We start from the raw sequence: 24,993 nt of genomic DNA on the forward strand, positions 1-24,993 counted from the left end.
CCCTTAGATTCTCTACCGCTCAGCCCTTGGTCTCAGGCGCTGCCGTGGCGCCCGCCGGATGCCCGCTGCCACCCTTGTTCTTTTCGAGCACCGCCTCGGTGATCGAGTTCGGCAGCCTGCGGGGTGTCTCGATCAAGCCGAGCACCGGCAGCGCGATCAGGAAGAAGGCGAAGTAGAACAGCGTCGCCATCTGCGCCATGAACACATAGCTGCCTTCCGCCGGCTGCGAGCCCAGCCAGCCCAGCAGGATAGCATCGGCCACGAACAGCCAGAAAAACAGCTTGTACCAGGGCCGGTAGACCGCCGAGCGCACCTTGGAGGTGTCGAGCCACGGCACCAGGAACAGCATGACGATGGCACCGAACATGCACAGCACGCCGCCGAGCTTGGAATTGATCGGCCCGATGTTGAAGGTGATGGCGCGCAGGATCGCGTAGAATGGCAGGAAGTACCATTCCGGGACGATATGGGCCGGCGTCTTAAGCGGGTTGGCGACCGTGTAGTTGTCCGGATGGCCGAGATAGTTCGGCAGGTAGAAGACGAAGTAGGCGAAGACGAACAGGAACACGATCATGCCGAACGCGTCCTTGATGGTCGCGTAGGGCGTGAAGGCCACGGTATCTGTCTTCGACTTGACCTCGATGCCGGTCGGGTTCGACTGGCCGACGACATGCAGCGCCCAGACATGCAGAACGACGACGCCGGCAATCATGAAAGGCAGCAGGTAATGCAGGGCGAAGAAGCGGTTCAGCGTCGGATTGTCGACGGCGAAGCCGCCGAGCAGGAGCTGCTGGATCCAGTCGCCAACCAGAGGAATGGCGCTGAAGAAGCCGGTGATGACAGTGGCGCCCCAGAAGCTCATCTGCCCCCATGGCAGCACATAGCCCATGAAACCGGTCGCCATCATCAGGAGGTAGATGATGCAGCCGAGGATCCACAGCAGCTCGCGCGGCGCCTTGTAGGAGCCGTAATAGAGGCCGCGGAAGATGTGCAAATAGACGGCGATAAAGAAGAACGAGGCGCCGTTGGCGTGCATGTAGCGCAGCAGCCATCCGGAATTCACGTCGCGCATGATCTTTTCGACCGAACCGAAGGCGAGATTGGTGTCGGCCGTATAGTGCATGGCCAGCACGATGCCGGTCAGGATCTGCGCCACCAGCATGATCGCCAGGATGCCGCCGAAGGTCCACATATAGTTCAGGTTGCGCGGCACCGGATAGGCGATGAAGCTGTCATAGACCATCCTGGGCAGCGGCATGCGGGCGTCGAACCAGCGTTCGATACCGGTCTTCGGCGTGTAGGTCGAGTGTCCCTCGCTCATCGAAATATCCCCTGCCTCAACCGATAAGGAGTTTGGTGTCGGAAACGAATTTGAATACCGGAATCGCCATGTTCTCCGGCGCCGGGCCTTTGCGGATGCGGCCGGCCGTGTCGTATTGCGAACCGTGGCACGGGCAGAACCAGCCGCCGAAATCGCCTTCCTGGCCGAGCGGGATGCAGCCCAGATGGGTGCAGACCTGAACCATCACCATCCAGGCTTCCTTGCCTGGCGTGGTGCGGTTGGCGTCGGTCGCCGGCGCATCGGACGGCAAATTGGCGTTGCGGGCAATCGGATCCTTGAGATCGGAGAGGCTGACGGCCTCTCCGTCCTTCATTTCCTTCTCGGTCCGGTTGCGCACCACGACCGGCTTGCCGCGCCACTTGACGATCAGCGAGCTGCCAGGCGCCAGCGAGGAGACATCGACCTCGACCGAAGCGAGCGCCAGCGTCGAGGCATCAGGGCGCATCTGGTCGATGAACGGCCAGGCCACGGCACCGGCGCCGACCACGGCGGCCATGCCGGTGGCGACGTAGAGAAAATCTCGACGATTGGGATCGTGGATGTCGGTTGCGCTCACGGGTGCCTGATCCTTTCGCCTCTTCCGCGCCGGTGGCCGAGCCTTGTTCCCCGCTCAATCACGCCAACCCGACAGCGCATGGCGAACAGGCTAGCGAATTCCTCCGGCATTTGGACTTCGGTTTATGCGTGAAGCCCGTTTTTGTCCAGACGGGTGAAGGCACAAGGGCAGATTGTCGCGGGGACAAAATCCCCTCGTGTCCGGCGGGACGGCGAATGGCTGCAAAGGGCGGCTAAACAACCGGGAAATATCAGCAAAATCCAAGGCTCCGGCTTGCCTCGACACAGGGCGCCGGTGTGATCTATCCTCCTTCGCATGGCGCACGTCATCGATCGCGAGCAATGGGCTGTTCGTTCCGACCACTGGAAGGGCGAACTGCAGTGCGGTGCCTACGGCTCAAACTCCTGCCTGATCTTCAATCACCTGCCCGACGTCGGCGGCGGCCCGCGGCTGCACGCCCATCCCTATGCGGAGATCTTCATCGTCCGCCAGGGAACGGGCCTCTTCACGGTCGGTGACCAGGAAATCGAGGCTTCGGCGGGGCAGATCCTGATCGTGCCGCCCAACACGCCGCACAAGTTCACCAATCTCGGTCCCGGTCCGCTGGAAACGACCGACATTCACGAAAACGGCAGCTTCATCACCGAATGGCTGGAGTGATTTCTAAAAACTGATTTTACGCGGCGCCCAGCCTCACTAGAACCGCCCTGGGGATATTGTATTCGCGGATCACGGCGTCATGCTTGCGAAGGCCGCACAGTTCGCGCTGGATGAAATAGGCGTGAACGGCCACGGCAGCGTCCTTGAGCAGACGGGGGCGCAACTCATCGTTCCCGTTGTCGCGCAACCGGGCCAAGGTTTCTTCCACGCGCTGTCCGGCGCGGCCGAGCGCCGCCGCCTTCTCTGCCAGGATTTCATGGCCAAGCGCGTCGAAGGCCGCGTCGGCGGCCGACGTGCCGGCAAGATGGGATGGCGGACGCAAGGACATTTCAGTTCCCTTTCCTGAACACCATGCGATGGGTAACGAATTCTTCGCCCTCCACGCGCTGAAAACCAAGCCGTTCATAGAAAGCGAAGGCTTCTGGCGGCGCGCGGGTGTTCAACACGGTGAAATACCGGCAGGCTCGGTCGATCACGATCTCGACCAGCGTTCGGCCAAGGCCGGCGCGACGGTGACGCGCGCTGACGAACAGGTGGCGGACCCGGCCGTGGTCCCTGCCCTCGAAATAGGGATCGATGTTCAGCCCGCAGACACCGGCGAGTTCGGCGCCATGCCAGGCTCCGAACAGCGCCTCGCCCCGCTTCAGGAACTTGTTGCGGCCGCTTGCCCAGCCATCGCCCAGACGCACCAGCATCCAGTAGCCTTCCAGCCGGCTCTCTTCCTTCAGCATGTCGAAGGCCGCCACGGTTGGCCGCAAACGCTTGAGCGTGTAGCCGATCTCTGGGCCGATCTCCGGACTGAGCTCTGCCGATCCACCCACGCGCCTACTCCGCCGGCCGCGTCTCTTCCAGCACGCTTTCCTCGTGATAGAGGAACCCGCCGGACTGGCGCTTCCACAGCCGGGCATAAAGCCCGTCGAGCGCCACCAGTTCGTCATGTGTGCCTTGCTCGACGATGCGGCCGCCGTCGAGCACCACCAGGCGGTCAAGTGCCGCGATCGTCGACAGCCGGTGGGCAATCGCGATCACGGTCTTGTTCTCCATCAGCCGCGTCAGATTCTCCTGGATCGCCGCCTCGATGTCGGAATCGAGCGCCGACGTCGCCTCGTCGAGGATCAGGATCGGCGCGTCCTTGAGGAAGACGCGGGCGATCGCCACGCGCTGGCGCTGGCCGCCCGACAGTTTCACGCCGCGCTCGCCGACAAAGGCTTCGTAGCCCTGGCGGTCCCTGTTGTCGCGCAAGGTCAGGATGAATTCATGGGCCTCGGCTTTTTTCGCCGCCGCGATGACCTGCGCATCGGTTGCGTCGGGCATGCCGAGCTTGATGTTGTCACGCAGCGAACGGTGGAACAGGGCCGTGTCCTGGCTGACGACGCCGATATTGGCGCGCAGCGAATCCTGCGTCACACCAGAGACGTCCTGGCCGTCGATGGTGATCTCGCCGCTTTCGAGATCGTAGAGGCGCAGGATAAGGTTCGCCAGCGTCGTCTTGCCGGCGCCCGAAGGCCCGACCAGCCCGACCTTCTCGCCCGGCTTGACGACAAGGTCGATGCCGTTCAGCACCCCAAACCCCTTGCCGTAGTGGAACTCGACATTTTTTACGTCGATGCGCCCACCCGCCACGACCAGTTCCCCGGCGTCCGGTGCATCGGTCAGGCCGAGCGGCTGCGAGATCAGCGCCTTGGAGTTCTCCAGCACGCCGAGATTCCGCAAGATGCCGTTCATCTGCATCATCAGCCGGCCGAGCAGCATGTTGAGCCGCAGCACCAGGCTGAGCGTGAAGGCGACCGCCCCGACCGTGATCGAGCCCTCGACCCAGAGATAAACGGCAAAGCAGCCGATCGCCGTGATCATGATGCCCGACAGCGTCGTCAGCGCCATGCGCACGCCGGTCAAGCGGCGGGTGAAGGGCCGCAATGCGTCGAGATAGATGTCGAAGCCGTTCCTGATGTAGCGATCGTCGCCATCGGCCGCGAACAGTTTCAGCGTCTGCACGTTGGAGTAGGAATCGACAATGCGGCCATTGATCATGGAGCCCGCCTCCGCCGTCGCTTCGGCGTGCTTGCGGATTGCCGGCAAATAGCGCTTCGCCAGAAAGCCGAAGGCGGTGATCCAGACCACCACGAGTGCCGCCAGCCTGAGGTCAAGCCCGGCGACCAGCGCCAGCGTCGTCACCGTATAGACGACCATGAACCAGACGACCTCGATGAAACTTTCCATCAGGTCGCCCGTCGCCTGTCCGGCTTGCCAGACTTTCGTCGCGATGCGGCCGGCAAAATCGTTCTGGAAGAAGGCGTAGGACTGGCGCGAGACGTGCCGGTGCGCCTGCCAACGCACCAGATTGTAGAAGCCGGGCGTGATCGTCTGTTCGTCGACCAGCGCCGACAAGGCGACGACCACGGTGCGGATGATCAGCACCACCGCGACCATGAACACCAGTTCGGGTCCGGCGGCGGTCCACAGCGCGTGCCAGCTCCGTTCGCCGGGCAATTGGTCGAGAATATCGACCAGCCGTCCGACGAAATAGAACAGCCCGGCCTCGACGAGCGGCGCGATGCCGCCGATGACCAGCATGGCGAAGAAGGCGAACTTCGCTTGCCCGACATAGTGCCAGAGGAAGCCCGTAACGCTGGCCGGTGGCCGAAGATTCGCCGGCTCCCTGAACGGGTAGACCCAGGTCTCGAACCAGCGGTAGACGGCTGTCATCATGCGGCGGCCATCATTCTGCGGCTTGCCCCTTTGCTATTGCGTCATTGGCGGCTTCGACTGGGACGTCATCGAGCAGGAACCCACCCGACTGGCGCTGCCAGAGCTGCGCGTAGAGCCCGCCTCTGGCGACCAGTTCCTCGTGCGAGCCCTCCTCGATGACGCGACCCTGGTCCATCACGACGAGCCTGTCCATCGCCGCGATGGTCGACAGCCGGTGCGCAATGGCGATGACGGTCTTGCCTTGCATGAGCTTGTAGAGGTTCTCCTGGATGGCGGCTTCCGCCTCGGAATCGAGCGCCGACGTCGCCTCGTCAAGGATAAGTATGGGCGCATCCTTCAACATAACGCGAGCAATGGCGATGCGTTGCCGCTGACCGCCGGACAGTTTGACGCCGCGGTCGCCTACATAGGCGTCGAACCCCTTGCGTCCATGATGGTCCGAAAGTCCTGATATGAAATCCATCGCCTCGGCCCGCCGCGCCGCCTCGAGCAGCATCTCGTCGGTGGCATCGGGCCGGCCGTAGAGGATGTTCTCCCGCACCGAACGATGCAGCAGCGAGGTGTCCTGCGTGACCATCCCGATCTGGGCGCGCAGCGAATCCTGTTTCATGCCGGCGATCTCCTGGCCGTCGATCAGGATCCGGCCGCTTTCCAGGTCGTAGAAGCGCAGGAGGAGATTGACCAGCGTCGACTTGCCGGCGCCCGAGCGGCCGACAATGCCGACCTTCTCGCCCGGCTTCACCGCCAGCGACAGGTTTTCGATGACGCCCTTCTGCTTGCCATAATGGAAGCGGATATCCTCGAAGCGGATATCGCCTTTGGAAACGATGATCTCCTTGGCATCGGGCCTGTCCTCGACCAGGCGCGGCAACGAAATCGAGGCAATGCCGTCCTGCACCGTGCCGATATTCTCGAACAGGCTCGACATTTCCCACATGATCCACTGCGACATGCCCCACATCCGGAGCACCAGGCCGATGACCACGGCGACCGCACCGATCGTCACCACTTGCCCCATCCACAGCCACAGCGAGATGGCGGTGACCGAGAACAGCAGCAGCGCGTTCAGTATGTAGAGCGAGCCGAACAGCAGTGTCACCAGCCGCATCGACCGGTAGACCGTGTCGAGGAAGCCCATCATGCCTTCCCTGGCGAAGGCGGCCTCGCGGCGTGAATGGGAAAACAGCTTGACCGTCTGGATGTTGGTGTAGCTGTCGACGACGCGGCCGGTCATGGTCGAGCGCGCATTGGCCTGCTCTTCGCCGACCTTGCCCAGTCGCGGGATGAAAAAGCGCAGCAGCAGGATGTAGCCGACCATCCAGACGCCGAGCGGCGCGGCCAGCCGCCAGTCGGCCGACCCCACGATCAACAGCATGCCGAGGAAATAGACGACGACGTAGTTCAGGACGTCGATCACCTTGATGACGCATTCGCGCACGGCAAGCGCGGTCTGCATCAGCTTGGTGGCGATGCGGCCGGCGAACTCGTCCTGGTAGAAGCTCATCGATTGCTTGAGCAGGTAGCGGTGCACCTGCCAGCGGATGCGCATGGGGTAATTGCCCATCAGCGTCTGCTGGTTGAGCAGGGAATGCAGCCAGACCGTGCCGGGCAGCGCAAACAATACGATGAAGGCCATGCCGGCGAGCTTCCAGCCCTCCGTCTGCAGGAAGGTCTCGCGGTTCTGCCCCGACAGCCAGTCGACGATGCGGCCGAGGAAGCCGAACATCCACACTTCCGCGATGGCGATGGCCGCGACCAGCACCGCATCGACAAGAATATAGGGCCATGCCCCGCGCGTATAATGCAGGCAGAAGGCAACAAGCGTCTTGGGCGGCTCGACCGGTTCCGCGGCCGGGAAGGGATCGAGCTTTCTTTCAAACCAGCTAAACAACAACATAGGTCACGCCTGTGAGATCTGTTTTCCGCTTACGCGGCTTGGCGGCGTACGAAGTCCTCGGACCGCATGGCATCGAGGGCCGACGCTCCGGAATCATCCGGAGCGTCGGCCCTGTTTCGCGCTATATAGGGGTTCGCCGGCTTTTCGCCGACAGCCACCTTTGTCGATCCTGACGACATGGCGCCACCAGTCCGGTTTTTCGCGCCTGGCCGGATCAGCCGGATGATCCGGCGCACCAGCGACGGACGGCTCGGATCGGGTACCGCGCGCGAGAAATCGACATCCGGCAGCATGCCGCGATGTGGACGCCGGCGTACTTCGGCATGAACCGCCGACGAATAGGTGTCGCCGATCAACAGCGCCCAAGCCACCACCTTCGGGTGTTGCAGGCTCCTCGAGCCCGGTATTCTGTAGGGATCGAACATCGGTCCGTCCTCCGTGTTGAAATAGAGATAAAAAGGATGATCGACATCGTGCCGCGGGATCGGCGGCGGATCAGTCGGAACGCGTTGGGACGGGGCCATCGGCCCCTTCGGCAGCTTGAAAAACATCGCGGGTTTCCTTCGAAGACCAGGGTATGGTTTCGGCGGAAAATCGGTGCGGAAGTGTCTAAAAGATCAGGAGAAACGTCGTACCGAAACCGCCAGGGCGCAAATAAGCCCACAGGTGGGGCGCTGGATGTACATGGCCATCATGAATTACCCCTCCATCGGTTCGGGTTGACAATGCTGGTCGTATACCCGACTTCGAAAAAAATGGCCACCCGCAGGTCCAGGAATTTCCAAAACCGGGAAGCTGCTGTGGCCGATCTGCCACTTATTAGAAGGACGCGGAAGTGAACCCTGGTCTCCGCATCGCGCTCTACCAGCCTGACATTGCCGGCAATACCGGGACAATCCTGCGCTTCGCCGCTTGCCTCGGCCTCGGCGTCGACATCATCGAGCCGGCCGGCTTTCCGCTCTCCGACAAAGCGCTCAAGCGCGCCGGCATGGACTACCTCGAAATGGCTGCCCTGACCCGGCATGTCGACTGGGACGCCTTCGAGGAGTGGCGCAAGGCCCGCGCGGATCGCATGGTGCTGCTGTCGACCAAGGCTACGACCCCCTACACCGACTTCAGCTTCACCGACCGCGACATCCTCCTGTTCGGTCGCGAATCCGCGGGGGTGCCGGATCCAGTCCATCAGGCGGCGGATGCGCGGCTGACCATCCCGATGCAGCCCGGCGCGCGCAGCATCAACGTCGCCCTTTCCGTGGCCATGGTGGCGGGCGAAGCCGTCCGGCAACTCCGATAGGGGATCGTCGGCAGCGCCGTCAGCGGTGATTTTTGCCCAGGCGCACATCCGCCTTCTCCTTTGGTTTGCACAGTCAGGCTTTCTTGGCTACAAGCTCAACTTAACTTGAGGTCAAGCGGAAAGTGCGAAAATGGCGCCGGTAACGGAATTGACGGTCGGCCAGGTGGCCGCGCGCAGCGGCGTGGCTGTGTCGGCACTGCATTTCTACGAGGCCCGCGGTCTGATCAGCAGCCATCGCACGGCAGGCAACCAGCGGCGCTACGGCCGTGACGTGCTGCGCCGGGTGGCCATAATCCGGATTGCCCAGGAGGTCGGCATCTCGCTCGCGGAAATCGGTGCCGCGCTTGAATCATTACCTGAAGGCCGCACGCCGACGCGCGAGGATTGGAATCTGCTTTCAACGGCTTGGCGCGATAGCCTCGACCAGAAAATCGGCCAGCTAAGGAAGCTGCGCGACGGCTTGACCGACTGCATAGGCTGCGGGTGCATGTCGATCGACAAATGCCCGCTTCGCAATAAGGGGGATCGGCTGGCAAGGGAGGGAACGGGCGCGAGGCGCCTGCTGGCCGAGCGCTAATCCGCGGCTGGCAGCCGCCTTATCGTGAACTCGATCAGATCGCCCGGGCGTTCGAACCAGCTTTCGATCTCGGTCCAGTAGGCCTGCTTGGGGAAACGCTCGAACCACTCCTTGGCCTTGAGGCGCGCGTCCGAACGCGGCAGCACGAAGGTTTCACGCAAAAAACCGTCGCGCGGCATGCGTGCGCGCTCGGCCCGGCTTTGATCGAGCCTTTTCTTCAGGCCATCCAGCGGCGGTCTTGCCGGGGTGCGCACGAAACAACTCCTTGCACCTAGCGCATGACCCCGAAATCGGAATCGGGTTTCGGAAAGGATCATGCGCGAAACCAAAGTGACTTGACCCTATCCCTTAAGAGATTAGGGATCGCGCCCGGAAAAGACGAGTCTTTTGTCGACTCACCGCCCCGCAACCGGAGACGGCACTTGGAACGACCTGAAATACCGGCGGGGCTGCCTGCCGACATCGAAGAAAAGAAGATGAAGGCCCGGCTTTGGTTCGAGGCGCTGCGCGAGCGCATCTGCGGCGCTTTCGAGCAGATCGAGCAGGATCTCGGCGGGCCGCTGGCTTCGTGGTCACCGGGCCGTTTCGAAAAGACGCCCTGGGAGCGCGATCACGGCAAGGGCGGTGGCGGCACCATGTCGATGATGCACGGCCGCGTCTTCGAGAAGGTCGGCGTCCACACTTCGACTGTTCATGGCGAGTTCTCGCCCGAGTTCAGGAAGCAGATGCCCGGCGCCGAGGAAGACCCGCGCTTCTGGGCATCGGGCATTTCACTGATCGCGCACCCATGGAACCCCAACGTTCCGGCCGTGCATATGAACACCCGCATGGTGGTGACCTCGCGCCAGTGGTTCGGCGGCGGCGCCGATCTGACGCCGGTGCTCGACCGCCGCCGCACGCAGGACGATCCCGACACGATAGCCTTCCAGCGTGCCATGCAATTCGCTTGCGAGAAGAATGCCGCCGTCGCCGACTATCCGAAATTCAAGGCCTGGTGCGACGAGTACTTCTTCCTGCCGCACCGCAACGAGCCGCGCGGCACCGGCGGCATCTTCTTCGACTACCTGCATCCGGAAGAGGAGAAGGGCGGCTGGAATGCCAATTTCAACTTCGTCCAGGATGTCGGGCGCTCTTTTCTCGTGGTCTACGGCCACCTCGTGCGCGCCAACTTCAACGAGAACTGGACCGATGGCGACCGCGACGAACAGCTCGTTCGCCGCGGCCGCTATGTCGAATTCAACCTTCTTCACGATCGCGGCACCATCTTCGGGCTCAAGACCGGCGGCAATGTCGCCTCGATCCTGTCCAGCCTGCCGCCGGAGGTGCGCTGGCCATAAAAAAATTGTGAGCGCGATGTGAGGCCGCATTGATGTCCCATTGTTCGAATCTGGGCGCGGAATGTGACGCAATGAATATCTTTTTCGTCTAATATCCATCTGAAAAAGCTGGGTTATTTATCGCATTCGGGTCGGGAAGCGCCGGTGGTTTGCCTGAGGGCAATTCCAGGAAAATGCGGTTTTCCCTTCGGAATTGCATCGGAACAGGCGAACCGCGACTCGACGCGACCGGACGGCCCGAAGACGATGCGGATCATCTTCGTCAAAGGATGGCCGCTTTCCCAGGAGTATATCAGCATGAGAAAGATCATTGTTTCCGCTGCCGCGGCTGCCTTTCTTGCTTCCGGTTCGGTGGCGTTCGCCGCCGTCAAGCACACCACCGGAACGGTCAAGAGCTTCGATGCGACGGCCAAGAGCCTGGTTCTCGACAATGGATCGTCTTTTACGCTTCCCCAAACCTTCAAGGATCCTGGCCTGAAGGTCGGCGAGAAGGTCAGAATTTCGTGGGACATGAGCGGCAAGGACAAAGTTGCCGAGGCAGTCAAGATCGTGAAGTGACGGCCTGCCCGCCGGGCTAGCGTAAGAGGGCGGAGCAGCGCTGCTCCGCCCTTTCACCGTTGACCGCAACCAATATCACACCATCTGTGTTATGGTTCTCACCCCCGCCCATGATCGGAAAAGTCGGATCATGGGCCAAAAAAGTACCGGAGCCTCGCAGGCTCCACGGAGGAAAAGGAGAAATCCGATGAAGGAATTTCACTGCGGGTCGCTGGTTCCCGGCTGTGAGTGGCATACTCGTGCCGGCGAGGAGGCCGAAGTGATGCGCCGTGCCGTCGAGCATATGCGTGAGACACATGGCGAAACGACCATCCGCGAGACGATGATCGAGGCTATCCGCTCCCGAATTGAGAAGGTCCGCGACGCGGCCTGATCCTCATCAGCCTTCAAGTGCCTCCGCGGCGCGCTTGATCAGTGCGTCGCGATCGGGCGTGAAACTCGCATCGATCCACTCCGCTTCCAGGTTCTTGAGGATTTCGCCGAGCTTCGGCCCTGGTGTTGCGCCGAGCGCGGTCAGATCGGCGCCTCGCAGCGGAAATTCGGGCCTTTTCCATTTGAGCGCAAAGGAAAGCAGGCGCGAAAAGCCGCCGGCTTCGAGCAGCGCTTCGTTGTCTTCAACGGCCCGCACCCGCGCCGCGGCAAGCGAAAGCCGCAGGCGGTCGACAAATCCTTGGCGGTCGCCGCGATAGAGCCGTTTCGCCAATTCGCCCTCGGTCGTCTTCGGTTCGACCGCGGTTGCCATCGACCAATGGCGCAGGCGATCCGCTTCGGCGGTCGAGAATTTCAGCCGCTCCGCAAGCGTCTTCATGCGCGCCGTATCCGGCGGCACCATCGCCTCCAGCCGCAGCATCGGATCCACCGCCCAGCCCAGGTCCTTCTCGGCCCTGGTCAATCCGTGGATCGCATCGATGCCCCATTTCTCGCTTTCCGACAGCGCGGCGGTCAAGACACCGGCCTGCCGCATCCAGAGCAGCGCCCGCGAGGGATCGGGTGCGGACAAGAGCTTTTTCAGTTCGGACCAGATGCGCTCCGCCGAGAGTTGGGCGAGGCCTTCCTTCAACCGGGCGCAGGCCTTCAGCCCCTCGGCGTCGGGCCGGCCTTCGCCATACCAGGCGAAGAAGCGGAAGAAGCGCAGGATGCGCAGATAATCCTCACGGATGCGTGCCTCCGGGTCGCCGATGAAGCGCAGCCGGCGCGCCTCGATGTCGGCGATGCCGCCGACAAGGTCGACAACGCTGCCGTCGGCCTCCGCATAGAGCGCGTTGATGGTGAAGTCGCGCCGCTCGGCGTCGAGCTTCCAGTCGCGCCCGAACGACACCTTGGCGCGACGGCCATCGGTCTCGACATCGGCGCGCAAGGTGGTGATTTCATAAGGTTTGCCATCGGCGACCACCGTGATGGTGCCATGCTCGATACCGGTCGGCACCGCTTTGAAACCTTCCGCCTCGGCGCGGCGAATGGTTTCCCGCGGCAGGCAAGAGGTTGCTATGTCGATGTCGGTGACAGGCTGGCCCATCAGCACGTTGCGAACGGCGCCGCCGGCGATGCGCGCCTCTTCACCGCCTTCGGTGAGCGCGCCGAGCAGGCGCTGCAGATGCTTGTCGAAGAGCCAGTCCGCCCTGCCCGCGATCGAAACACTCACGCATAGAGCCTTTCATACAGTGTGCGGATGATCCCGGCGGTGACACCCCAGATGCGCCGGTCGCCATAGGGCATGTCGTAGAAGAACCATTCGAGATCGTTCCAGATGCGGCTGTCGCGCTTGTGGTTGGCCGCGTTCATCAGGAAGCGCAGCGGCACTTCGAAGGCGGCGTCGACCTCATCCGCGTTCAGGGTCAGCTGGAAATGTGGCCGCACGATGCCTAGCACCGGCGCGATGCGGTAGCCGCTGCCGGCGACGTAATCGGGCATCCGGCCGATGATCTCGATGCGATCCTGGCCAAGGCCGATCTCCTCGAAGGTCTCGCGCAGCGCCGCCGCTTCCGGGCTTGCGTCGGTCGCATCGATCGTGCCGCCCGGGAAAGCCACTTGCCCGGAATGATTGCGGAGTTTTTCGGCCCGTTTGGTCAGCAGAACCGTCGCCTCGCCGTCATGGTCGACCACCGGGATCAGCACCGCGGCGTTGCGCAGCGGCTTGCCAGGGTTGAGGCGTGGATGGCCGGGATTGAAGCGGTGATCGCCATAGTCGCCGCCGGCATGCGCCTCCGGCTGCGCGGCAAAGCGCGCGCGAAAATCCGCCGACGAAAACGGCGCCGGCGATACCTGGTCCATCATGCGCTCAACCGCTTCAACTGATCGGCCGGCATGATCGGAAACACGGCGTTCTTGGAGCGCACTGAAAACATCGTCCTGCCGTCGATTTCGATCTCCTCGCCATGCCCGACCAGTTCGTACATGACCGGCCGCGCCACAAGCGCCTCCAGCCTGCCGCGCACCAGCAGATACGGCTTCAAACCGCCGGTCCCGTTCTCGTCGACGAAGCGCAGCGGCCGCTCCGGTCCGGCCTCGATCACGTCGCCGACATTGGTGCGGAAGGTGATGACCTGATCCTCGCCTTCGCCCGAAACATCCATCTCGACGGCGACGAAAGGCGCATCGGCGACGCGGATGCCGACTTTTTCCACCGGCGTCACCAGATAGGTCCTGCCGTCGGCGTCCTTGCGCAGCACAGAGGAGAAAAGCTGCACCAGCGGCATGCGGCCGATCGGCGTGCCCAGGTAGAACCAGGTGCCGTCGGCCTTGATTTCCATGTCGAGATCGCCACAAAAGTCGGGATTCCAGCGCTCGACCGGCGCCGCGCCCTTGCCTGCGCGGGCCGCGCGCGAGATCAGCGCCTCGAGGCCCCGAGCCTCGGTGGCCTGCGTAAGGCTTTGTTGGCGATGTTCGTGGTGTTCGCTCATCGTCACGAAATAGTCACTGTTGTTCCGCTTGTCAGCCTAAGTCTGTGATTTAAGTTCAACCATAGGCGCTCCGCGAGGCCGAATCGCGGCAGTCTATGGTATGGTGCGGGCCAGCATTTCCAAACCATGGCATTTCCAACCAAAGGGATCGATGCGGCATGAGCGTGATGGTCAAGGAAAGCCCGATCAGCGAAACGGACATGGTCGCCGAGGCCGAGAAGGCACTTGCCGACATCTCCAGGATCCGTGACGGGGTTGGCCGGGTGATCTTCGGCCAGGAGAACGTCGTCGAGCGTACGCTGGTGGCGCTGCTTGCCGGCGGCCATGCGCTTCTGGTCGGTGTGCCGGGCCTCGCCAAGACCAAGCTGGTGGAGACGCTGGGCGTCGTGCTGGGGCTCGATTCGCGCCGCATCCAGTTCACGCCCGACCTGATGCCGTCCGACATCCTCGGCTCCGAGGTCATGGAGCAGGACGAGACCGGCAAGCGCTCGTTCCGCTTCATTTCCGGGCCGATCTTCGCCCAGCTGCTGATGGCCGACGAGATCAACCGCGCCTCGCCGCGCACGCAGTCGGCGCTGCTGCAGGCGATGCAGGAATATCATGTCACCATTGCCGGCGCGCGCTACGACCTGCCTTCCCCCTTCCATGTGCTGGCGACGCAGAACCCGCTGGAGCAGGAAGGCACCTATCCGCTGCCCGAAGCCCAGCTCGACCGCTTCCTGATGCAGGTCGATATCCTCTACCCCGAAATCGAGGCCGAGCGCCGCATCCTGTTGGAAACCACCGGCGTCGAGGACGCGAAAGCCCAGAACGTGCTGCAGCCGGCGCGGCTGAAGGAGATCCAGACACTGATCCGCCGCATGCCGGTACCCGAAAGCGTCGTCGAGGCGATCCTTACCCTGGTGCGCTCGGCGCGTCCGGGCCAGGGCAATGCCGACACAGACAAGCATGTCGCCTGGGGCCCGGGCCCGCGCGCCAGCCAGGCGCTGATGCTGTGCACCAGGGCCCGCGCGCTCTACGACGGACGCCTGGCGCCCTCGGTCGACGATGTCAGGGCGCTGGCCGAGCCGGTGCTGCAGCATCGCATGGCGCTGACTTTCGCCGCCCGCGCGGAGGGCACCAGCGTGCGCGACGTGGTGGCGAAGCTTGTGAAAGGCATTTGATGGCGCGTATCGGCGAAGTCCAGGCCCCGGCAGCGACGCGCGATGCGCTCGCCCGAGGCCGGTTGCGGGCTTCGCTGGTTCCCGACCTGCTGGTCGAGGCGCGCCGTATCGTCAACACCGTGATCGCCGGCTGGCATGGCCGCCGCAAGCGCGGCATCGGCGAGAATTTCTGGCAGTTCCGGCCCTACGTCGAAGGCGACGCCTCGCGCATCGACTGGCGCCGCTCGGCCCGCGACGACCACACCTATGTGCGCGACCGTGAATGGGAAGCCGCCCACACCGTCTGGCTGTGGGCCGACCCCTCGCCGTCCATGCTCTACAAATCGACGGGAGCCGGCGTTTCCAAGCAATCGCGCGCCCTGGTGCTGACCTTGGCCATGGCCGAGCTTTTGTCACGCAGCGGCGAACGCATCGCCTGGCCTGATCTGACCGATCCATTCACCGCTCGCAACGGCGCCGAGCGCATCGCCGCCCAGCTCATGCATGCCGGCGAACTGCCGGCAAAACCCGATCTCTCCAACATCAGGCGCTTCTGCGACATCGTCATCGCCAGCGATTTCCTCGACCCCGTCGAGGAAACCATGGCCTGGCTCGACGTGCTCGCCCGCCATGGCGTGCGCGCCCATCTGATCGAGGTTGCCGACCCGGCCGAGGAAACCTTCCCCTATGCCGGCCGCACCGAGTTCACCGATCCCGAGACCGGCGACAAGCTGACCGCCGGCCGCGCCGAGATGCTGGCCGATGAATACCGCCTGCTCTACACCGCTCGCCGCCAGGAGCTGGCCGGCTGGTGCAAGCGGCTTGGCTGGAGCTTTACCGTCAACCATACCGACCGGCTCGCGTCCGACGCGCTGGTGCGCCTGCACATGGCGATGACCGCCGATGGCGGGCATGCCGGTATCATTGCCGGCGATCAGCCCAGGCTGATCGCCAAGGGCGATCAGCCTGGAAAGGCGGTCGCATGAGCTGGCTGCCGCTCTCCTTCGGTGCCCCCATGGTGCTGTGGGGCCTGCTGGCGCTACCGGTGATCTGGTGGCTGCTCAGGCTCACCCCGCCCAAGCCACAGACCGAGGTGTTCCCGCCGCTGAAGATCCTGGCCCGTGTGCTCAAGCGTGAGGAAACCCCACAGCGCAGCCCCTGGTGGCTGACGCTGCTCAGGCTTCTGATGGCTGCCCTCGTCGTCGCGGCATTGGCCGAACCGGTGTTCAACCCGCGCGAAAAGCTGCCGGCCGAGGGTGCCGCGCTTGCCCTGGTCATCGACAATGATTGGGCGAGTGCCGCCGACTGGAACAAGCGTGTCGCCACCGCCGAGCGGCTGATCAAGGACGCCGGCTCGAATGGCGTGCCTGTTATCATCGCCTTCACCGCCGAAAAGCCCAATGCGGAGATGGGCCCCTTCGATGCCGCCGCCGCGCTCGACCGGCTGCGCGCCGCCAAGCCGCGGCCGATCCCCACCGACCGGCCCGCCGTCTATGCCCGCGTCGCCGGCATGCTGGAAACCTTGCCAGGCGCCAGCGTCGCCGTGCTGGCCGATGGCCTGGCGGCAAAGGGCGACGAGGCCGCCTTCAACACGCTGTTGTCGAAAAATGCCGCCCGAATCGCCTGGGCGGTGGCCGACCGGCTGTCGCTGACTGGCCTGACATCAGCCGAAAACCAGGTTGATGGCTTTGGTTTGACCGCCATCCGCGCGCCCGGCGACCCCGCCCCGGCGCAGGTCACCGCCGGCGCATTCGACGACAAGGGCCGCCGCATCGCCGATGCGACCCTGACCTTCGCGCCGGGCGAAGCCACGGCCACCGGCACCATGGCGGTGCCGTTCGAATTGCGCAACGATTTCGCCTCGATCGCGCTCGATGGCGAACGGCATGCGGGTGCCGTGCGCGTGCTCGACGAAAGCTCCAAACGCCGCCGCGTCGGGCTGTTGTCGCAGGCCGAGGCCGACCAGGCGCAGCCGCTTCTGTCGCCGCTCTACTACATCAGGCGCGCGCTGCAGCCCTTCGCCGATCTGGTCGAGCCCTCCAGCGCCGATCTCGCTGACGCCATCCCGCAGATCCTCGACCAGAAGCCGGCGATGATCGTCATGGCCGATATCGGCACCATTCCCGCACAGGTCCGGCAAAGACTGGTCGACTGGATCGACAATGGCGGCACGCTCGTGCGTTTCGCCGGCTCGCGGCTAGCCGCTGCCGGCAATGACGACGATTTGCTGCCGGTCCGCCTGCGCACCGGCGAGCGTTCGCTCGGCGGCGCGCTGTCATGGACCTCGCCGCAGCCGGTCACCGAATTTCCCAAGGCCGGCCCGTTCGCCGACCTGGCGCCGCCGACCGAGGTCACGGTGACCAGGCAGGTGCTGGCCGAACCGACACCCGACATCGTCGAGCGCACCTGGGCGGCCCTCGCCGACGGCACGCCGCTGGTGACCGGGCTGAAGAAGGGCAAGGGCACGCTGGTGCTGTTCCATGTCACCCCCGAGGCGACGTGGTCGAACCTGCCGATCTCGGGCAGTTTCGTGGAGATGCTGCGCCGCATCGTGCAATTGTCGCGCAACCAGGGCGCGGCGATCGCCAATGCCGAAGCCGCCGCCACGTCGCTGGCGCCCTATCGGATGATCGCGGCCGACGGCTCGCTGGTGCCGCCGACACCGGATGCACGGCCGCTGGTGCCGGGCGCAGGACCACTGCCGGTCACCTTCGAGAACCCGCCTGGCCTCTACGGCTCGGAAACCGGCGTCTTCGCCCACAATCTGCTCGACGCCTCAAGCACCTTCGCCCCGCTGGCGCGCCCGCAAGTGACGGTCCCGGTCACCACCGTCCAGTACGCCTTCGATGAGTCGCGCAACCTGAAGGGCGCGCTGGTCGCGGCGGCTCTGTTGCTGATGCTGCTCGACACGCTGGCGGTGTTGTGGATGGGCGGCCTGTTTTCGCGCCGGCCGCGCCGGGCCGGGGCGGCCGCGACCACAGCCGCCGTGCTGATCGCGCTTGGCGTACTGTTCGGCCATGCCGATGTCGCGCGCGCCGACGACGCCAAGCCGGGCGACCAGGTTGCTATCGAGGCGATTTCGAAAACCCGCATCGCCTATGTGCTGACAGGCGTCCCGGGTGTCGATTCGATCAGCCGCGCCGGGCTCGAGGGTCTGACCCGCTTCCTGATCGAGAAGACCGCCTTGGAGCCGGGGGCGCCGGCCGGCGTCGATATCTCGAAGGACGAACTGTCGTTCTATCCCCTGATCTACTGGCCGATCGATCCGGCGGCACCGATGCCGAGCCAGGCCGCGATCGCCCGCATCGACGCCTATATGCAGCAGGGCGGCACCGTGCTGTTCGACACGCGCGACCAGTTCGCCAACGGTATCGGTGCCGATTCCACCAGCCCGGCGACCGAGCGGCTGCGCGACATCCTCGGCAACTTGAACGTGCCGCCACTGGAGCCGGTGCCGTCGGACCATGTGCTGACCAAATCCTTCTTCATCCTGCCCGAGTTTCCCGGCCGCTTCGCCGGCAGCCCGCTCTGGGTCGAGGCATCGCTCGATGCCAGCAATGCCGACAACCGGCCGGTGCGCACCGGCGACGGCGTATCGCCGATCATGATCACCGCCAATGATTTCGCCGGCGCCTGGGCGGTTGACGAGAATGGCGATCCGCTGCTGCCGACCGTACCGAACGATCCGATGCAGCGGGTCTACGCGCTGCGCGCCGGCGTCAACATCATGATGTACATGCTGACCGGCAACTACAAATCCGACCAGGTGCATGTTCCCATCCTGCTCGAACGGCTGGGGCAGTAGGATGACGTTCTTACTCCCCACGGCGGGTCAACTCTCTCCACAACGGGGAGGATGAGGCATGAACTGGTCGATCTCCTTCGAACCGCTTCTATCCTGGCCGCTTCTGGCCCTGGTGCTGGTACCGTTGGCGCTGCTGGCGCTCGTCGGCCTGTGGTTTCGCCAGCGCGGCGCGGTCCTGCGCCTGGTCGCCCTGCTGGCGCTCGCCGCCGCCCTCTTCAACCCCGTATTCCTCAACGAGGAGCGCGAGCCGCTGAAAAGCGTCGTCGCGCTGGTCGTCGACCGCAGCCAGAGCCAGGACATTGGCGACCGTACCAGGCAGACCGACGAGGCCGTGGCCGGGTTGCAGCAGCGTCTTGGCCGCTTCAAGCAGTTCGACGTCCGTGTCGTCGAGGCCGGCAAATCCGACGCCGCCGAGGAGCGCACGGAAACGCGGCTGTTCGGAGCGCTGGAAGGCGCCTTCCGCGACGTGCCGCCCTCGCGCATCGGCGGCGCCATCATGGTCACCGACGGCGAGGTGCATGACACGCCGTCGGGCACGCCCGAGTTCAACGCCCCGCTGCATGCCCTGATCACCGGCAACGACCATGAGAAGGACCGCCGTATACGTTTCGAGAACGCGCCGCGTTTCGGCCTCGTCGGCAAGCCGCTCGACATGAGCTATCGCGTCATCTCGACCGAAAACGAGACCGGACCGGTCGATGTGCGGGTCTCGGTCAATGGCGAGCAGGTTTCGGTCGAGCATGCCACGGTCGGCCAGGCCATGCCGCTGCAGGTGACCATCCCGGGTGCTGGCCGCAACATCATCGAACTTGCCATCGACCGTGAGCCGGGCGAACTGACCGACACCAACAACCGCGCCATCGCGCTGGTCGACGGCATCCGCGAGAACCTGCGCGTTCTGCTCGTTTCGGGCGAACCGCATGCGGGCGAGCGCACCTGGCGCAATCTGTTGAAATCCGACGCCTCGGTCGATCTCGTCCATTTCACAATCCTGCGGCCGCCGGAAAAGCAGGACGGCACGCCGATCAACGAATTGTCGCTGATTGCCTTCCCGACCCGCGAGCTGTTCGTCGAGAAGATCAAGGATTTCGACCTCATCATCTTCGACCGCTACCAGCACCGCGACGTGCTGCCGATCCTCTATTACGATTACATCTCCGAATATGTCGAAAAGGGCGGCGCGCTGCTGATCGCCGCCGGTCCCGAATATGCCGGCGAGGCTTCGATCGCACGCACGCCGCTGATGTCGGCGCTGCCGGCCATGCCGACCGGCGAGGTCGTCGACAAGGCCTTTTATCCCCGCCTCACCGAACTCGGTCAGCGTCACCCGGTGACGCGCGGCCTCGACGGTTCGGCCACCGAGCCGCCGCACTGGAGCCGCTGGTTCCGCACCATCGGCGTGCAGAACCCGCAGGGTGAAGTGGTGATGAAGGGCGCCGACAACCGGCCGCTGCTGCTGCTCGACCGCAAGGGCGAAGGCCGCGTCGGCATGCTTCTGTCCGACCAGGGCTGGCTGTGGGCGCGCGGCTTCGAGGGCGGCGGCCCGCATGTCCAGCTCTACCGGCGCATCGCCCACTGGCTGATGAAGGAGCCCGAGCTCGAGGAAGAGCGGCTGACCGCCGAGGGACGCGGCATGGTGCTGGAGATCCGCCGCCAGACCATGGCCGACGATCCCGGCCCGGCGCAGATCATCACCCCCTCCGGCAAGACGCTCGCCGTCAAGCTCGACAAGTCCGAGCCCGGCGTCTTCCTCGGCAGCGTCCAGACCAGCGAGATCGGCCTCTTCCAGGTCGCCAATGGCGATCTCACCGCGCTTGCCCATGTCGGACCGGTCAACGCTCCGGAATTCGCCGACGTCGTCTCCACGCAGGAGCGGCTGAAGGCGCCGGCGGAAGCCACCGGCGGCAGCGTGCGCCGGTTGGCGTCTGCCGCGGGCAGCGACGTGACGCTGCCTTCCATCGTGCCGGTGCGCTCGGCCGGCGAGGCGTCGGGCAGCGACTGGATCGGCCTGCGCACCACCGACGACAGTGTGCTCAAGGCCGTGTCGCGCGTGCCGCTGTTCGGCGGCTTCCTTGGCCTGGGCCTGTTGCTCCTGGCGATGGGTTCGATGTGGTACCGCGAGGGACGATAGAGCGGTGCGCTCCTACTTTCTCCCCGTGTAGTGACGCGGAGAGCGACGCTGTCGCGAGTGGTTTCGCCAATCGTCGAAACCAAGGCTATGACGAGCCCCTCCTCACTCCTCCGGTTCCGTCGTGAACAGCAGTGGGTAGCCCTTGGCCTTGCCGGCGTCGGTCGCCCGCGTCGCCTTGGTCTCGGCGACATCCCTGGTGAAGACCGCGACCACGCAGACGCCACGCTGGTGCGCGGTGATCATGACCCGGTGCGCCTGGTCCTCCGAGAGCTTGAACTCGCCCTTCAGCACCGTGACCACGAATTCGCGCGGCGTGAAATCGTCGTTGACGAGGATGACCTTGTAGAGCTTCGGCCGCTCTGTCTGCGGCTTGACCTTGGTGCGCGGTTTTGTGGTGATTTCAGGCATTCGAACCGACTGTTTTCGCGATCAGCTTAAGTCCGCATTTTGCCACGGGCGGCAGTGATCGTCCATTTACGGACCGTCGGCGGGCGGGCCCGGTCCTCCGGGATCATGTGGGGAATTGTCGGTCGCGGTTCAACGGCCCTGACGGCCGAAGACGCGGCGCGTTGGGTCGGCATCCGCCCGGCGTTCCAGCCATGCCGCGATCGGCCATCCGGCAACACAGATCAGCGTCACGCCGGCGAGCACGATCAAAAGCCATGCCTGCACCGGCGTGATGTAATCCCAGTTGCTGGAAATCGCCGGTGCGAACAGCGAAGGCTCGGTGCGCCCGCTTGCAGGGTCCGGCACGGGGCTGGCGGTGAGCAGAATCAGCACCCTGGCGACGCCGGTGGCAACCAGGCCGCCGATCACCATGGAGCGAAAAATGGACGAAAGCCGCTTCTTCATGCGGATTGTCCTACAGGGCCGGCATTGCAAACGGGTTAAGCACGATCGAGATGCGTGGCTGGAAGCCGCCGGCGTTCAGCTCATCGACCATGCCCTTGGCAGAAGGCCGCCCCAGCCGGTTTGCGGCTGGGGCGGCCTTGCTAGAACTAACCTCGAAGCTGATCAGGGCTTCTTGGGAGCAGCCTTCGCAGGGGCCGCCTTCGCGGGAGCCGCCATTGCGGGGGCCTTCTTGACCGGGCACTTGTGCTTCTTGGTCACCTTGCAAACGGCCTTCTTGGCGACCTTCTTCGGAGCAGCCTTGGCCGGAGCAGTGGTCGTCGCGGCGGCAGCCGGAGCGGTGGTCGTGGTGGCAGCGGCCGGGGCAGCGGTCGTGGTCGCGGCAGCGTTGCCGAGAACGGGCATCGAGAAGGCGAGAGCGACGGCGAGACCAAGGGCGGACAGGAGGGATTTTTTCATGGCTTCGTTTTCCTTTTTTGTGCGGGTCGTTTTGAGTGTCACTGGACCGGGTCGTTCGGTGTCACTCCAAGCAGCTTCAAAGCATTGGCGAGCATCCGGATGCCCTGCGCCTGTTTCTTGGCGGCGCAGTACCGGTTACCCTTTCTCTGAAGTGCCTTTGCCGCGGTGACCTGCGTTGCCGTGGCATGGGTTTCGAGGGCTTCATCAAATTGGTGGCTGAGATTGGCGCACCGTTCGCTCCGGGTCAGCGGCGCCTTTGCGTCGGATTGGTCGACAGCGGCAGTGAGCAGGCCAAGGCCCAGCAAAACTCCCAACAAACTGATCGACAATCTTGGCATCGGTTTATCCGTGAACCCGGAGACTAGCGTCGCAGCCGATGACCTGACCGCCACGGCACCGTTATGCCGGCCTACCTTTTCAGGAGTTTTTCCCGATTGTAGAATTTTGTTTCTGAATTGTGTCTGGCCAGGCCACGCCAAGCTGGCCGTTGCTTCACGTGGAGACGGCGGAATTCATTTTTCCTTGAAAAGCAAGGCACTGGCCAACATACGGCCCGAATTCTATCGTGTGGCTCACGAGCTAAAAATGGCGTGGCTCGCAAACCAGACAGGGCAGCTGTGAAATCCGAGACACACATACTGATCGTCGACGACGACAAGGGCATTCGCGACCTGCTTCAGGAGTTCTTCCAGAAGCGGGGTCTGCACACCTCGGTTGCCGCCGACGGCACCGAGATGGAAACCATCCTGCGCCGCACGCAGGTGGATCTGATCGTGCTTGACGTGATGCTGCCCGGCAGGAGTGGGCTGGAACTGTGCCGCGACATCCGCGCCCAGTATACGACGCCGATCATCATGCTGACCGCCGTCACCGAGACGACCGACCGCGTCGTCGGGCTCGAGATGGGCGCCGACGACTATGTGCCCAAACCCTTCGACCCGCGCGAATTGCTGGCCCGCATCCGCGCCGTGCTGAGGCGCAATGGCGCCGCCGAGCCCAAGCGCGCCACCACCAAGCAGATTTACCACTTCGCCGGCTGGACGATGGACTGCTCGCGGCGGCGGCTGACCGCGCCCGACGACGTCAGGGTCGAACTGACCATGGCTGAGTTCAACCTCTTGCAGACCTTCGTCAAGAGCGCCCAGCGCGTGCTGACCCGCGATCAGCTCATCGAACTGTCCGGCGGCGACAGCGACTATTCCTTCGACCGCAGCATCGACATCCTTGTCTCCAGGCTGCGGCGCAAGATGGAAGATGATCCCAAGACGCCCAAACTGATCCTCACCGTGCGCAGCGGCGGCTACCAGTTCCTGCCCGAGACGACATCCGAATGAGACGTTTCCTGCCGCAGACCTTGCCTGTCTGGGTGCTGCTGATCGTCATTGCCGGCCTGCTGATCAGTCAGGTCGCGACGCTTTATATCGTATCGCGCGACCGCGCCGCCGCCAACGACGTGGTCGACCTCTACCGCCTCAACGACCGCGCCTTCTCGCTCGTGCAGCTGATGCACGACGCCACGCCGGAGGAGCGCAAGGCGACGGCGACCGGGCTGTTCAACTCCACCTACGCGCTCACCGTCTCGGACACGCCCGCCGTCACCTCCTCGATCGCCGGCGACGACGAACTGGCCGAACTGGAAGACATTCTCGTCGGCCGATTGTCCAAGTTCGGTATCACCGACGCGCGCGTGCGGCGCGATCCGGCGACGCGCGAAGCCGACGATGCCGGCGGCGCGGCACCGGGACCCGAGATCGGCCAGGTGGAGCGGGATCTTCTGGTGCTGGCCGCCGATTTCGCCCAGAGCGACAAGCTGACGGCTTCGCTGCGCTTCGCCGACGGCCAATGGCTGAATTTCACCGAACCGATCACGCCCGTCGGCCCGATCCTGAGCGTCGATAGCCTGCCGCTCTATTCGCTGATCGCGGGGCTGGTGGTGATCATGTCGATCTGGTCGCTGCGCCGGCTGACCGCGCCCTATCGGATGATGGAAACCGCCGTAAACCGGATCGGCAACGACCTCAAGAGCCCGCCGATCGCCGAGAGCGGCAGCCGCGAGGTACGCGCCGCCGCCAAGGCGATCAATGCCATGCAGGCGAGGCTGCGCGAATATGTCGAGGATCGTGAGCACCTGGCGGCGGCCCTCGCGCACGACCTGCGCACGCCGATGACCAGGATGCGGCTGCGCCTGGAGCTGTTGCGCAGATCACCGGCGCGCCAGGCGCTCGCCCACGATCTCGCCGACATCGAAAGCATCGCGAGTTCCGTGATAGACTTCGCCAAATTCGAGGTCACGGAAGAGAAGGCCGAACGGATCGATTTCTGGTCGCTCGTCGAATCGGTCGCCGACAGCTACGAGACCGTGTCCTTCGACAATGACGACGTCCGTTCGCGAGGCCTGATCTGCATGGCGCGGCCGGTGGCTCTCAAGCGCTGCGTCACCAATCTGGTGCAGAACGCCGTCACCTACGGCAAGCAAGCGCATCTCAGCCTCAGCCGCTTGGACGGCACGATCACGCTCGCCATCCGTGACGAGGGACCGGGCATTCCCCAGGCCCAGATCGACGCCGTCTTCGGCTCCTTCGTGCGTCTCGAACAGTCCCGCAACCGCCAGACCGGCGGTCTCGGGCTGGGGCTGACCATTGCCCGCAACATCGCGCGCGCGGCGGGCGGCGAAGTGCGCCTGTCCAACCATCCAGACGGCGGCCTGCTGACCGAGTTGCGCCTGCCGATGGCGGCTTAGGACATAGCCGCCTGAAGCGCGTCGCGCCGAAGCGGAT

Annotated in this window: 27 protein-coding genes; 12 read left to right on the forward strand and 15 right to left on the reverse strand. The window is 64.2% G+C overall.

Annotated elements, in window-relative coordinates; all coding sequences use genetic code 11:
- Positions 1-19 precede the first annotated feature (19 nt).
- Positions 20-1,321, reverse strand: a complete 1,302-nt coding sequence (locus tag FJ954_RS28580) for a cytochrome b N-terminal domain-containing protein (RefSeq protein WP_015316074.1) — start codon at positions 1,319-1,321, stop codon at positions 20-22.
- 16 nt (positions 1,322-1,337) lie between these two features.
- The gene (petA, locus tag FJ954_RS28585; protein WP_140617687.1) at positions 1,338-1,898 is read right to left on the reverse strand and encodes a ubiquinol-cytochrome c reductase iron-sulfur subunit; all 561 of its coding nucleotides are present in this window, start codon (positions 1,896-1,898) and stop codon (positions 1,338-1,340) included.
- Between the two features lie 315 nt (positions 1,899-2,213).
- Here petA and FJ954_RS28590 point away from each other — a divergent pair, with 315 nt between their 5' ends.
- Positions 2,214-2,558 carry a cupin domain-containing protein gene (locus tag FJ954_RS28590; protein WP_140665099.1) on the forward strand — a complete coding sequence of 115 codons (345 nt, stop codon included), beginning with the start codon at positions 2,214-2,216 and terminating at the stop codon, positions 2,556-2,558.
- A gap of 16 nt (positions 2,559-2,574) precedes the next feature.
- Here FJ954_RS28590 and FJ954_RS28595 read toward each other — a convergent pair whose 3' ends face one another.
- The 5 genes from FJ954_RS28595 to FJ954_RS28615 are packed head-to-tail and all read right to left on the reverse strand — an operon-like array spanning position 2,575 to position 7,715.
- Positions 2,575-2,886 carry a DUF6665 family protein gene (locus tag FJ954_RS28595; protein ID WP_140665102.1) on the reverse strand — a complete coding sequence of 104 codons (312 nt, stop codon included), beginning with the start codon at positions 2,884-2,886 and terminating at the stop codon, positions 2,575-2,577.
- Position 2,887: 1 nt separating this feature from the next.
- A complete protein-coding gene (locus tag FJ954_RS28600) occupies positions 2,888-3,379 on the reverse strand; it encodes a GNAT family N-acetyltransferase (RefSeq protein ID WP_224642584.1) in 492 nt (163 codons plus the stop codon).
- Positions 3,380-3,383: 4 nt separating this feature from the next.
- A complete protein-coding gene (locus FJ954_RS28605; protein ID WP_140665104.1) occupies positions 3,384-5,267 on the reverse strand; it encodes an ABC transporter ATP-binding protein in 1,884 nt (627 codons plus the stop codon).
- Between the two features lie 10 nt (positions 5,268-5,277).
- Positions 5,278-7,164 carry an ABC transporter ATP-binding protein gene (locus FJ954_RS28610; RefSeq protein ID WP_140617682.1) on the reverse strand — a complete coding sequence of 629 codons (1,887 nt, stop codon included), beginning with the start codon at positions 7,162-7,164 and terminating at the stop codon, positions 5,278-5,280.
- Positions 7,165-7,193: 29 nt separating this feature from the next.
- Positions 7,194-7,715, reverse strand: coding sequence for a hypothetical protein (locus tag FJ954_RS28615; protein WP_181177939.1), 522 nt, complete (start codon positions 7,713-7,715; stop codon positions 7,194-7,196).
- Positions 7,716-7,999: 284 nt separating this feature from the next.
- On the opposite strand from FJ954_RS28615, the gene FJ954_RS28620 reads away from it, so the two are divergent.
- Both FJ954_RS28620 and soxR read left to right on the forward strand, forming a co-directional pair.
- Positions 8,000-8,458 carry a tRNA (cytidine(34)-2'-O)-methyltransferase gene (locus FJ954_RS28620; protein ID WP_015316066.1) on the forward strand — a complete coding sequence of 153 codons (459 nt, stop codon included), beginning with the start codon at positions 8,000-8,002 and terminating at the stop codon, positions 8,456-8,458.
- Positions 8,459-8,588: 130 nt separating this feature from the next.
- Positions 8,589-9,035, forward strand: coding sequence for a redox-sensitive transcriptional activator SoxR (gene soxR, locus FJ954_RS28625; RefSeq protein ID WP_140665107.1), 447 nt, complete (start codon positions 8,589-8,591; stop codon positions 9,033-9,035).
- On the opposite strand, the gene FJ954_RS28630 is transcribed toward soxR, so the two are convergent.
- Entirely contained in the window at positions 9,032-9,289 is a 258-nt protein-coding gene (locus FJ954_RS28630; protein WP_023770299.1) for a hypothetical protein, read from the reverse strand. The two genes, soxR and FJ954_RS28630, sit on opposite strands and share 4 nt — an antisense overlap.
- Positions 9,290-9,457: 168 nt before the next feature.
- Here FJ954_RS28630 and hemF point away from each other — a divergent pair, with 168 nt between their 5' ends.
- From hemF to FJ954_RS28645, 3 genes are all read left to right on the forward strand, one after another.
- The gene (gene hemF, locus FJ954_RS28635) at positions 9,458-10,372 is read left to right on the forward strand and encodes an oxygen-dependent coproporphyrinogen oxidase (RefSeq protein WP_140617679.1); all 915 of its coding nucleotides are present in this window, start codon (positions 9,458-9,460) and stop codon (positions 10,370-10,372) included.
- 297 nt (positions 10,373-10,669) lie between these two features.
- The gene (locus FJ954_RS28640; RefSeq protein ID WP_015316062.1) at positions 10,670-10,930 is read left to right on the forward strand and encodes a DUF1344 domain-containing protein; all 261 of its coding nucleotides are present in this window, start codon (positions 10,670-10,672) and stop codon (positions 10,928-10,930) included.
- 187 nt (positions 10,931-11,117) lie between these two features.
- Complete coding sequence (locus FJ954_RS28645; RefSeq protein ID WP_015316061.1) at positions 11,118-11,303, forward strand: DUF1059 domain-containing protein; 186 nt, start codon at positions 11,118-11,120, stop codon at positions 11,301-11,303.
- 6 nt (positions 11,304-11,309) lie between these two features.
- Here FJ954_RS28645 and FJ954_RS28650 read toward each other — a convergent pair whose 3' ends face one another.
- From FJ954_RS28650 to FJ954_RS28660, 3 genes are read right to left on the reverse strand one after another with little or no spacing between them, the layout of a single operon-like run.
- Positions 11,310-12,572: a CCA tRNA nucleotidyltransferase gene (locus FJ954_RS28650; protein ID WP_140665109.1), complete on the reverse strand. Its 1,263-nt coding sequence runs from the start codon at positions 12,570-12,572 to the stop codon at positions 11,310-11,312.
- Positions 12,569-13,201, reverse strand: a complete 633-nt coding sequence (locus tag FJ954_RS28655; RefSeq protein ID WP_140665112.1) for a CoA pyrophosphatase — start codon at positions 13,199-13,201, stop codon at positions 12,569-12,571. The genes FJ954_RS28650 and FJ954_RS28655 overlap by 4 nt, the downstream gene beginning before the upstream one ends.
- Positions 13,201-13,830 (reverse strand): DUF1285 domain-containing protein, encoded by a 630-nt coding sequence (locus FJ954_RS28660; RefSeq protein WP_015316058.1) that lies wholly within the window; start codon positions 13,828-13,830, stop codon positions 13,201-13,203. The genes FJ954_RS28655 and FJ954_RS28660 overlap by 1 nt, the downstream gene beginning before the upstream one ends.
- A gap of 158 nt (positions 13,831-13,988) precedes the next feature.
- On the opposite strand from FJ954_RS28660, the gene FJ954_RS28665 reads away from it, so the two are divergent.
- From FJ954_RS28665 to FJ954_RS28680, 4 genes are read left to right on the forward strand one after another with little or no spacing between them, the layout of a single operon-like run.
- Entirely contained in the window at positions 13,989-14,993 is a 1,005-nt protein-coding gene (locus FJ954_RS28665) for a MoxR family ATPase (RefSeq protein ID WP_023770308.1), read from the forward strand.
- On the forward strand, positions 14,993-15,958 hold the full coding sequence (locus tag FJ954_RS28670) for a DUF58 domain-containing protein (protein WP_140617678.1): 966 nt from the start codon (positions 14,993-14,995) through the stop codon (positions 15,956-15,958). The genes FJ954_RS28665 and FJ954_RS28670 overlap by 1 nt, the downstream gene beginning before the upstream one ends.
- On the forward strand, positions 15,955-18,777 hold the full coding sequence (locus tag FJ954_RS28675; protein ID WP_140665115.1) for a DUF4159 domain-containing protein: 2,823 nt from the start codon (positions 15,955-15,957) through the stop codon (positions 18,775-18,777). Before FJ954_RS28670 ends, FJ954_RS28675 begins: the two co-directional genes overlap by 4 nt.
- 58 nt (positions 18,778-18,835) lie before the next feature.
- The gene (locus FJ954_RS28680) at positions 18,836-20,908 is read left to right on the forward strand and encodes a membrane protein (RefSeq protein ID WP_015316054.1); all 2,073 of its coding nucleotides are present in this window, start codon (positions 18,836-18,838) and stop codon (positions 20,906-20,908) included.
- Positions 20,909-21,010: 102 nt separating this feature from the next.
- Here FJ954_RS28680 and clpS read toward each other — a convergent pair whose 3' ends face one another.
- The 4 genes from clpS to FJ954_RS28700 form a co-directional block, all read right to left on the reverse strand.
- Positions 21,011-21,316, reverse strand: coding sequence for an ATP-dependent Clp protease adapter ClpS (gene clpS / locus FJ954_RS28685; RefSeq protein WP_015316053.1), 306 nt, complete (start codon positions 21,314-21,316; stop codon positions 21,011-21,013).
- Positions 21,317-21,445: 129 nt separating this feature from the next.
- The gene (locus FJ954_RS28690) at positions 21,446-21,760 is read right to left on the reverse strand and encodes a hypothetical protein (RefSeq protein WP_140665118.1); all 315 of its coding nucleotides are present in this window, start codon (positions 21,758-21,760) and stop codon (positions 21,446-21,448) included.
- A 162-nt stretch (positions 21,761-21,922) separates the two neighbouring features.
- Positions 21,923-22,216 carry a hypothetical protein gene (locus FJ954_RS28695; protein WP_140665121.1) on the reverse strand — a complete coding sequence of 98 codons (294 nt, stop codon included), beginning with the start codon at positions 22,214-22,216 and terminating at the stop codon, positions 21,923-21,925.
- A gap of 38 nt (positions 22,217-22,254) precedes the next feature.
- A complete protein-coding gene (locus FJ954_RS28700) occupies positions 22,255-22,554 on the reverse strand; it encodes a hypothetical protein (protein WP_015316050.1) in 300 nt (99 codons plus the stop codon).
- 279 nt (positions 22,555-22,833) lie between these two features.
- Between FJ954_RS28700 and FJ954_RS28705 the strand changes: the two genes are divergently transcribed.
- Both FJ954_RS28705 and FJ954_RS28710 read left to right on the forward strand, forming a co-directional pair.
- Positions 22,834-23,550 (forward strand): response regulator transcription factor, encoded by a 717-nt coding sequence (locus FJ954_RS28705; protein ID WP_015316049.1) that lies wholly within the window; start codon positions 22,834-22,836, stop codon positions 23,548-23,550.
- Positions 23,547-24,956: an ATP-binding protein gene (locus tag FJ954_RS28710; protein ID WP_140617672.1), complete on the forward strand. Its 1,410-nt coding sequence runs from the start codon at positions 23,547-23,549 to the stop codon at positions 24,954-24,956. Before FJ954_RS28705 ends, FJ954_RS28710 begins: the two co-directional genes overlap by 4 nt.
- Positions 24,957-24,993: the final 37 nt, after the last annotated feature.

It is taken from the genome of Mesorhizobium sp. B2-3-15, assembly GCF_006442875.1.
Taxonomy (GTDB): Bacteria; Pseudomonadota; Alphaproteobacteria; order Rhizobiales; family Rhizobiaceae; genus Mesorhizobium; species Mesorhizobium australicum.

What these genes read in the sequence shown, in the direction of transcription:
- FJ954_RS28580 (WP_015316074.1), bottom strand. Translation starts at nt 1,321, where the DNA reads ATGAGCGAGGGACACTCGACCTACACGCCGAAGACCGGTATCGAACGC.
- FJ954_RS28590 (WP_140665099.1), top strand. Translation starts at nt 2,214, where the DNA reads ATGGCGCACGTCATCGATCGCGAGCAATGGGCTGTTCGTTCCGACCAC.
- FJ954_RS28595 (WP_140665102.1), bottom strand. Translation starts at nt 2,886, where the DNA reads ATGTCCTTGCGTCCGCCATCCCATCTTGCCGGCACGTCGGCCGCCGAC.
- FJ954_RS28605 (WP_140665104.1), bottom strand. Translation starts at nt 5,267, where the DNA reads ATGATGACAGCCGTCTACCGCTGGTTCGAGACCTGGGTCTACCCGTTC.
- FJ954_RS28610 (WP_140617682.1), bottom strand. Translation starts at nt 7,164, where the DNA reads ATGTTGTTGTTTAGCTGGTTTGAAAGAAAGCTCGATCCCTTCCCGGCC.
- FJ954_RS28615 (WP_181177939.1), bottom strand. Translation starts at nt 7,715, where the DNA reads ATGTTTTTCAAGCTGCCGAAGGGGCCGATGGCCCCGTCCCAACGCGTT.
- soxR (WP_140665107.1), top strand. Translation starts at nt 8,589, where the DNA reads ATGGCGCCGGTAACGGAATTGACGGTCGGCCAGGTGGCCGCGCGCAGC.
- FJ954_RS28640 (WP_015316062.1), top strand. Translation starts at nt 10,670, where the DNA reads ATGAGAAAGATCATTGTTTCCGCTGCCGCGGCTGCCTTTCTTGCTTCC.
- FJ954_RS28645 (WP_015316061.1), top strand. Translation starts at nt 11,118, where the DNA reads ATGAAGGAATTTCACTGCGGGTCGCTGGTTCCCGGCTGTGAGTGGCAT.
- FJ954_RS28655 (WP_140665112.1), bottom strand. Translation starts at nt 13,201, where the DNA reads ATGGACCAGGTATCGCCGGCGCCGTTTTCGTCGGCGGATTTTCGCGCG.
- FJ954_RS28660 (WP_015316058.1), bottom strand. Translation starts at nt 13,830, where the DNA reads ATGAGCGAACACCACGAACATCGCCAACAAAGCCTTACGCAGGCCACC.
- FJ954_RS28665 (WP_023770308.1), top strand. Translation starts at nt 13,989, where the DNA reads ATGAGCGTGATGGTCAAGGAAAGCCCGATCAGCGAAACGGACATGGTC.
- FJ954_RS28670 (WP_140617678.1), top strand. Translation starts at nt 14,993, where the DNA reads ATGGCGCGTATCGGCGAAGTCCAGGCCCCGGCAGCGACGCGCGATGCG.
- FJ954_RS28675 (WP_140665115.1), top strand. Translation starts at nt 15,955, where the DNA reads ATGAGCTGGCTGCCGCTCTCCTTCGGTGCCCCCATGGTGCTGTGGGGC.
- FJ954_RS28680 (WP_015316054.1), top strand. Translation starts at nt 18,836, where the DNA reads ATGAACTGGTCGATCTCCTTCGAACCGCTTCTATCCTGGCCGCTTCTG.
- clpS (WP_015316053.1), bottom strand. Translation starts at nt 21,316, where the DNA reads ATGCCTGAAATCACCACAAAACCGCGCACCAAGGTCAAGCCGCAGACA.
- FJ954_RS28690 (WP_140665118.1), bottom strand. Translation starts at nt 21,760, where the DNA reads ATGAAGAAGCGGCTTTCGTCCATTTTTCGCTCCATGGTGATCGGCGGC.
- FJ954_RS28695 (WP_140665121.1), bottom strand. Translation starts at nt 22,216, where the DNA reads ATGAAAAAATCCCTCCTGTCCGCCCTTGGTCTCGCCGTCGCTCTCGCC.
- FJ954_RS28700 (WP_015316050.1), bottom strand. Translation starts at nt 22,554, where the DNA reads ATGCCAAGATTGTCGATCAGTTTGTTGGGAGTTTTGCTGGGCCTTGGC.
- FJ954_RS28710 (WP_140617672.1), top strand. Translation starts at nt 23,547, where the DNA reads ATGAGACGTTTCCTGCCGCAGACCTTGCCTGTCTGGGTGCTGCTGATC.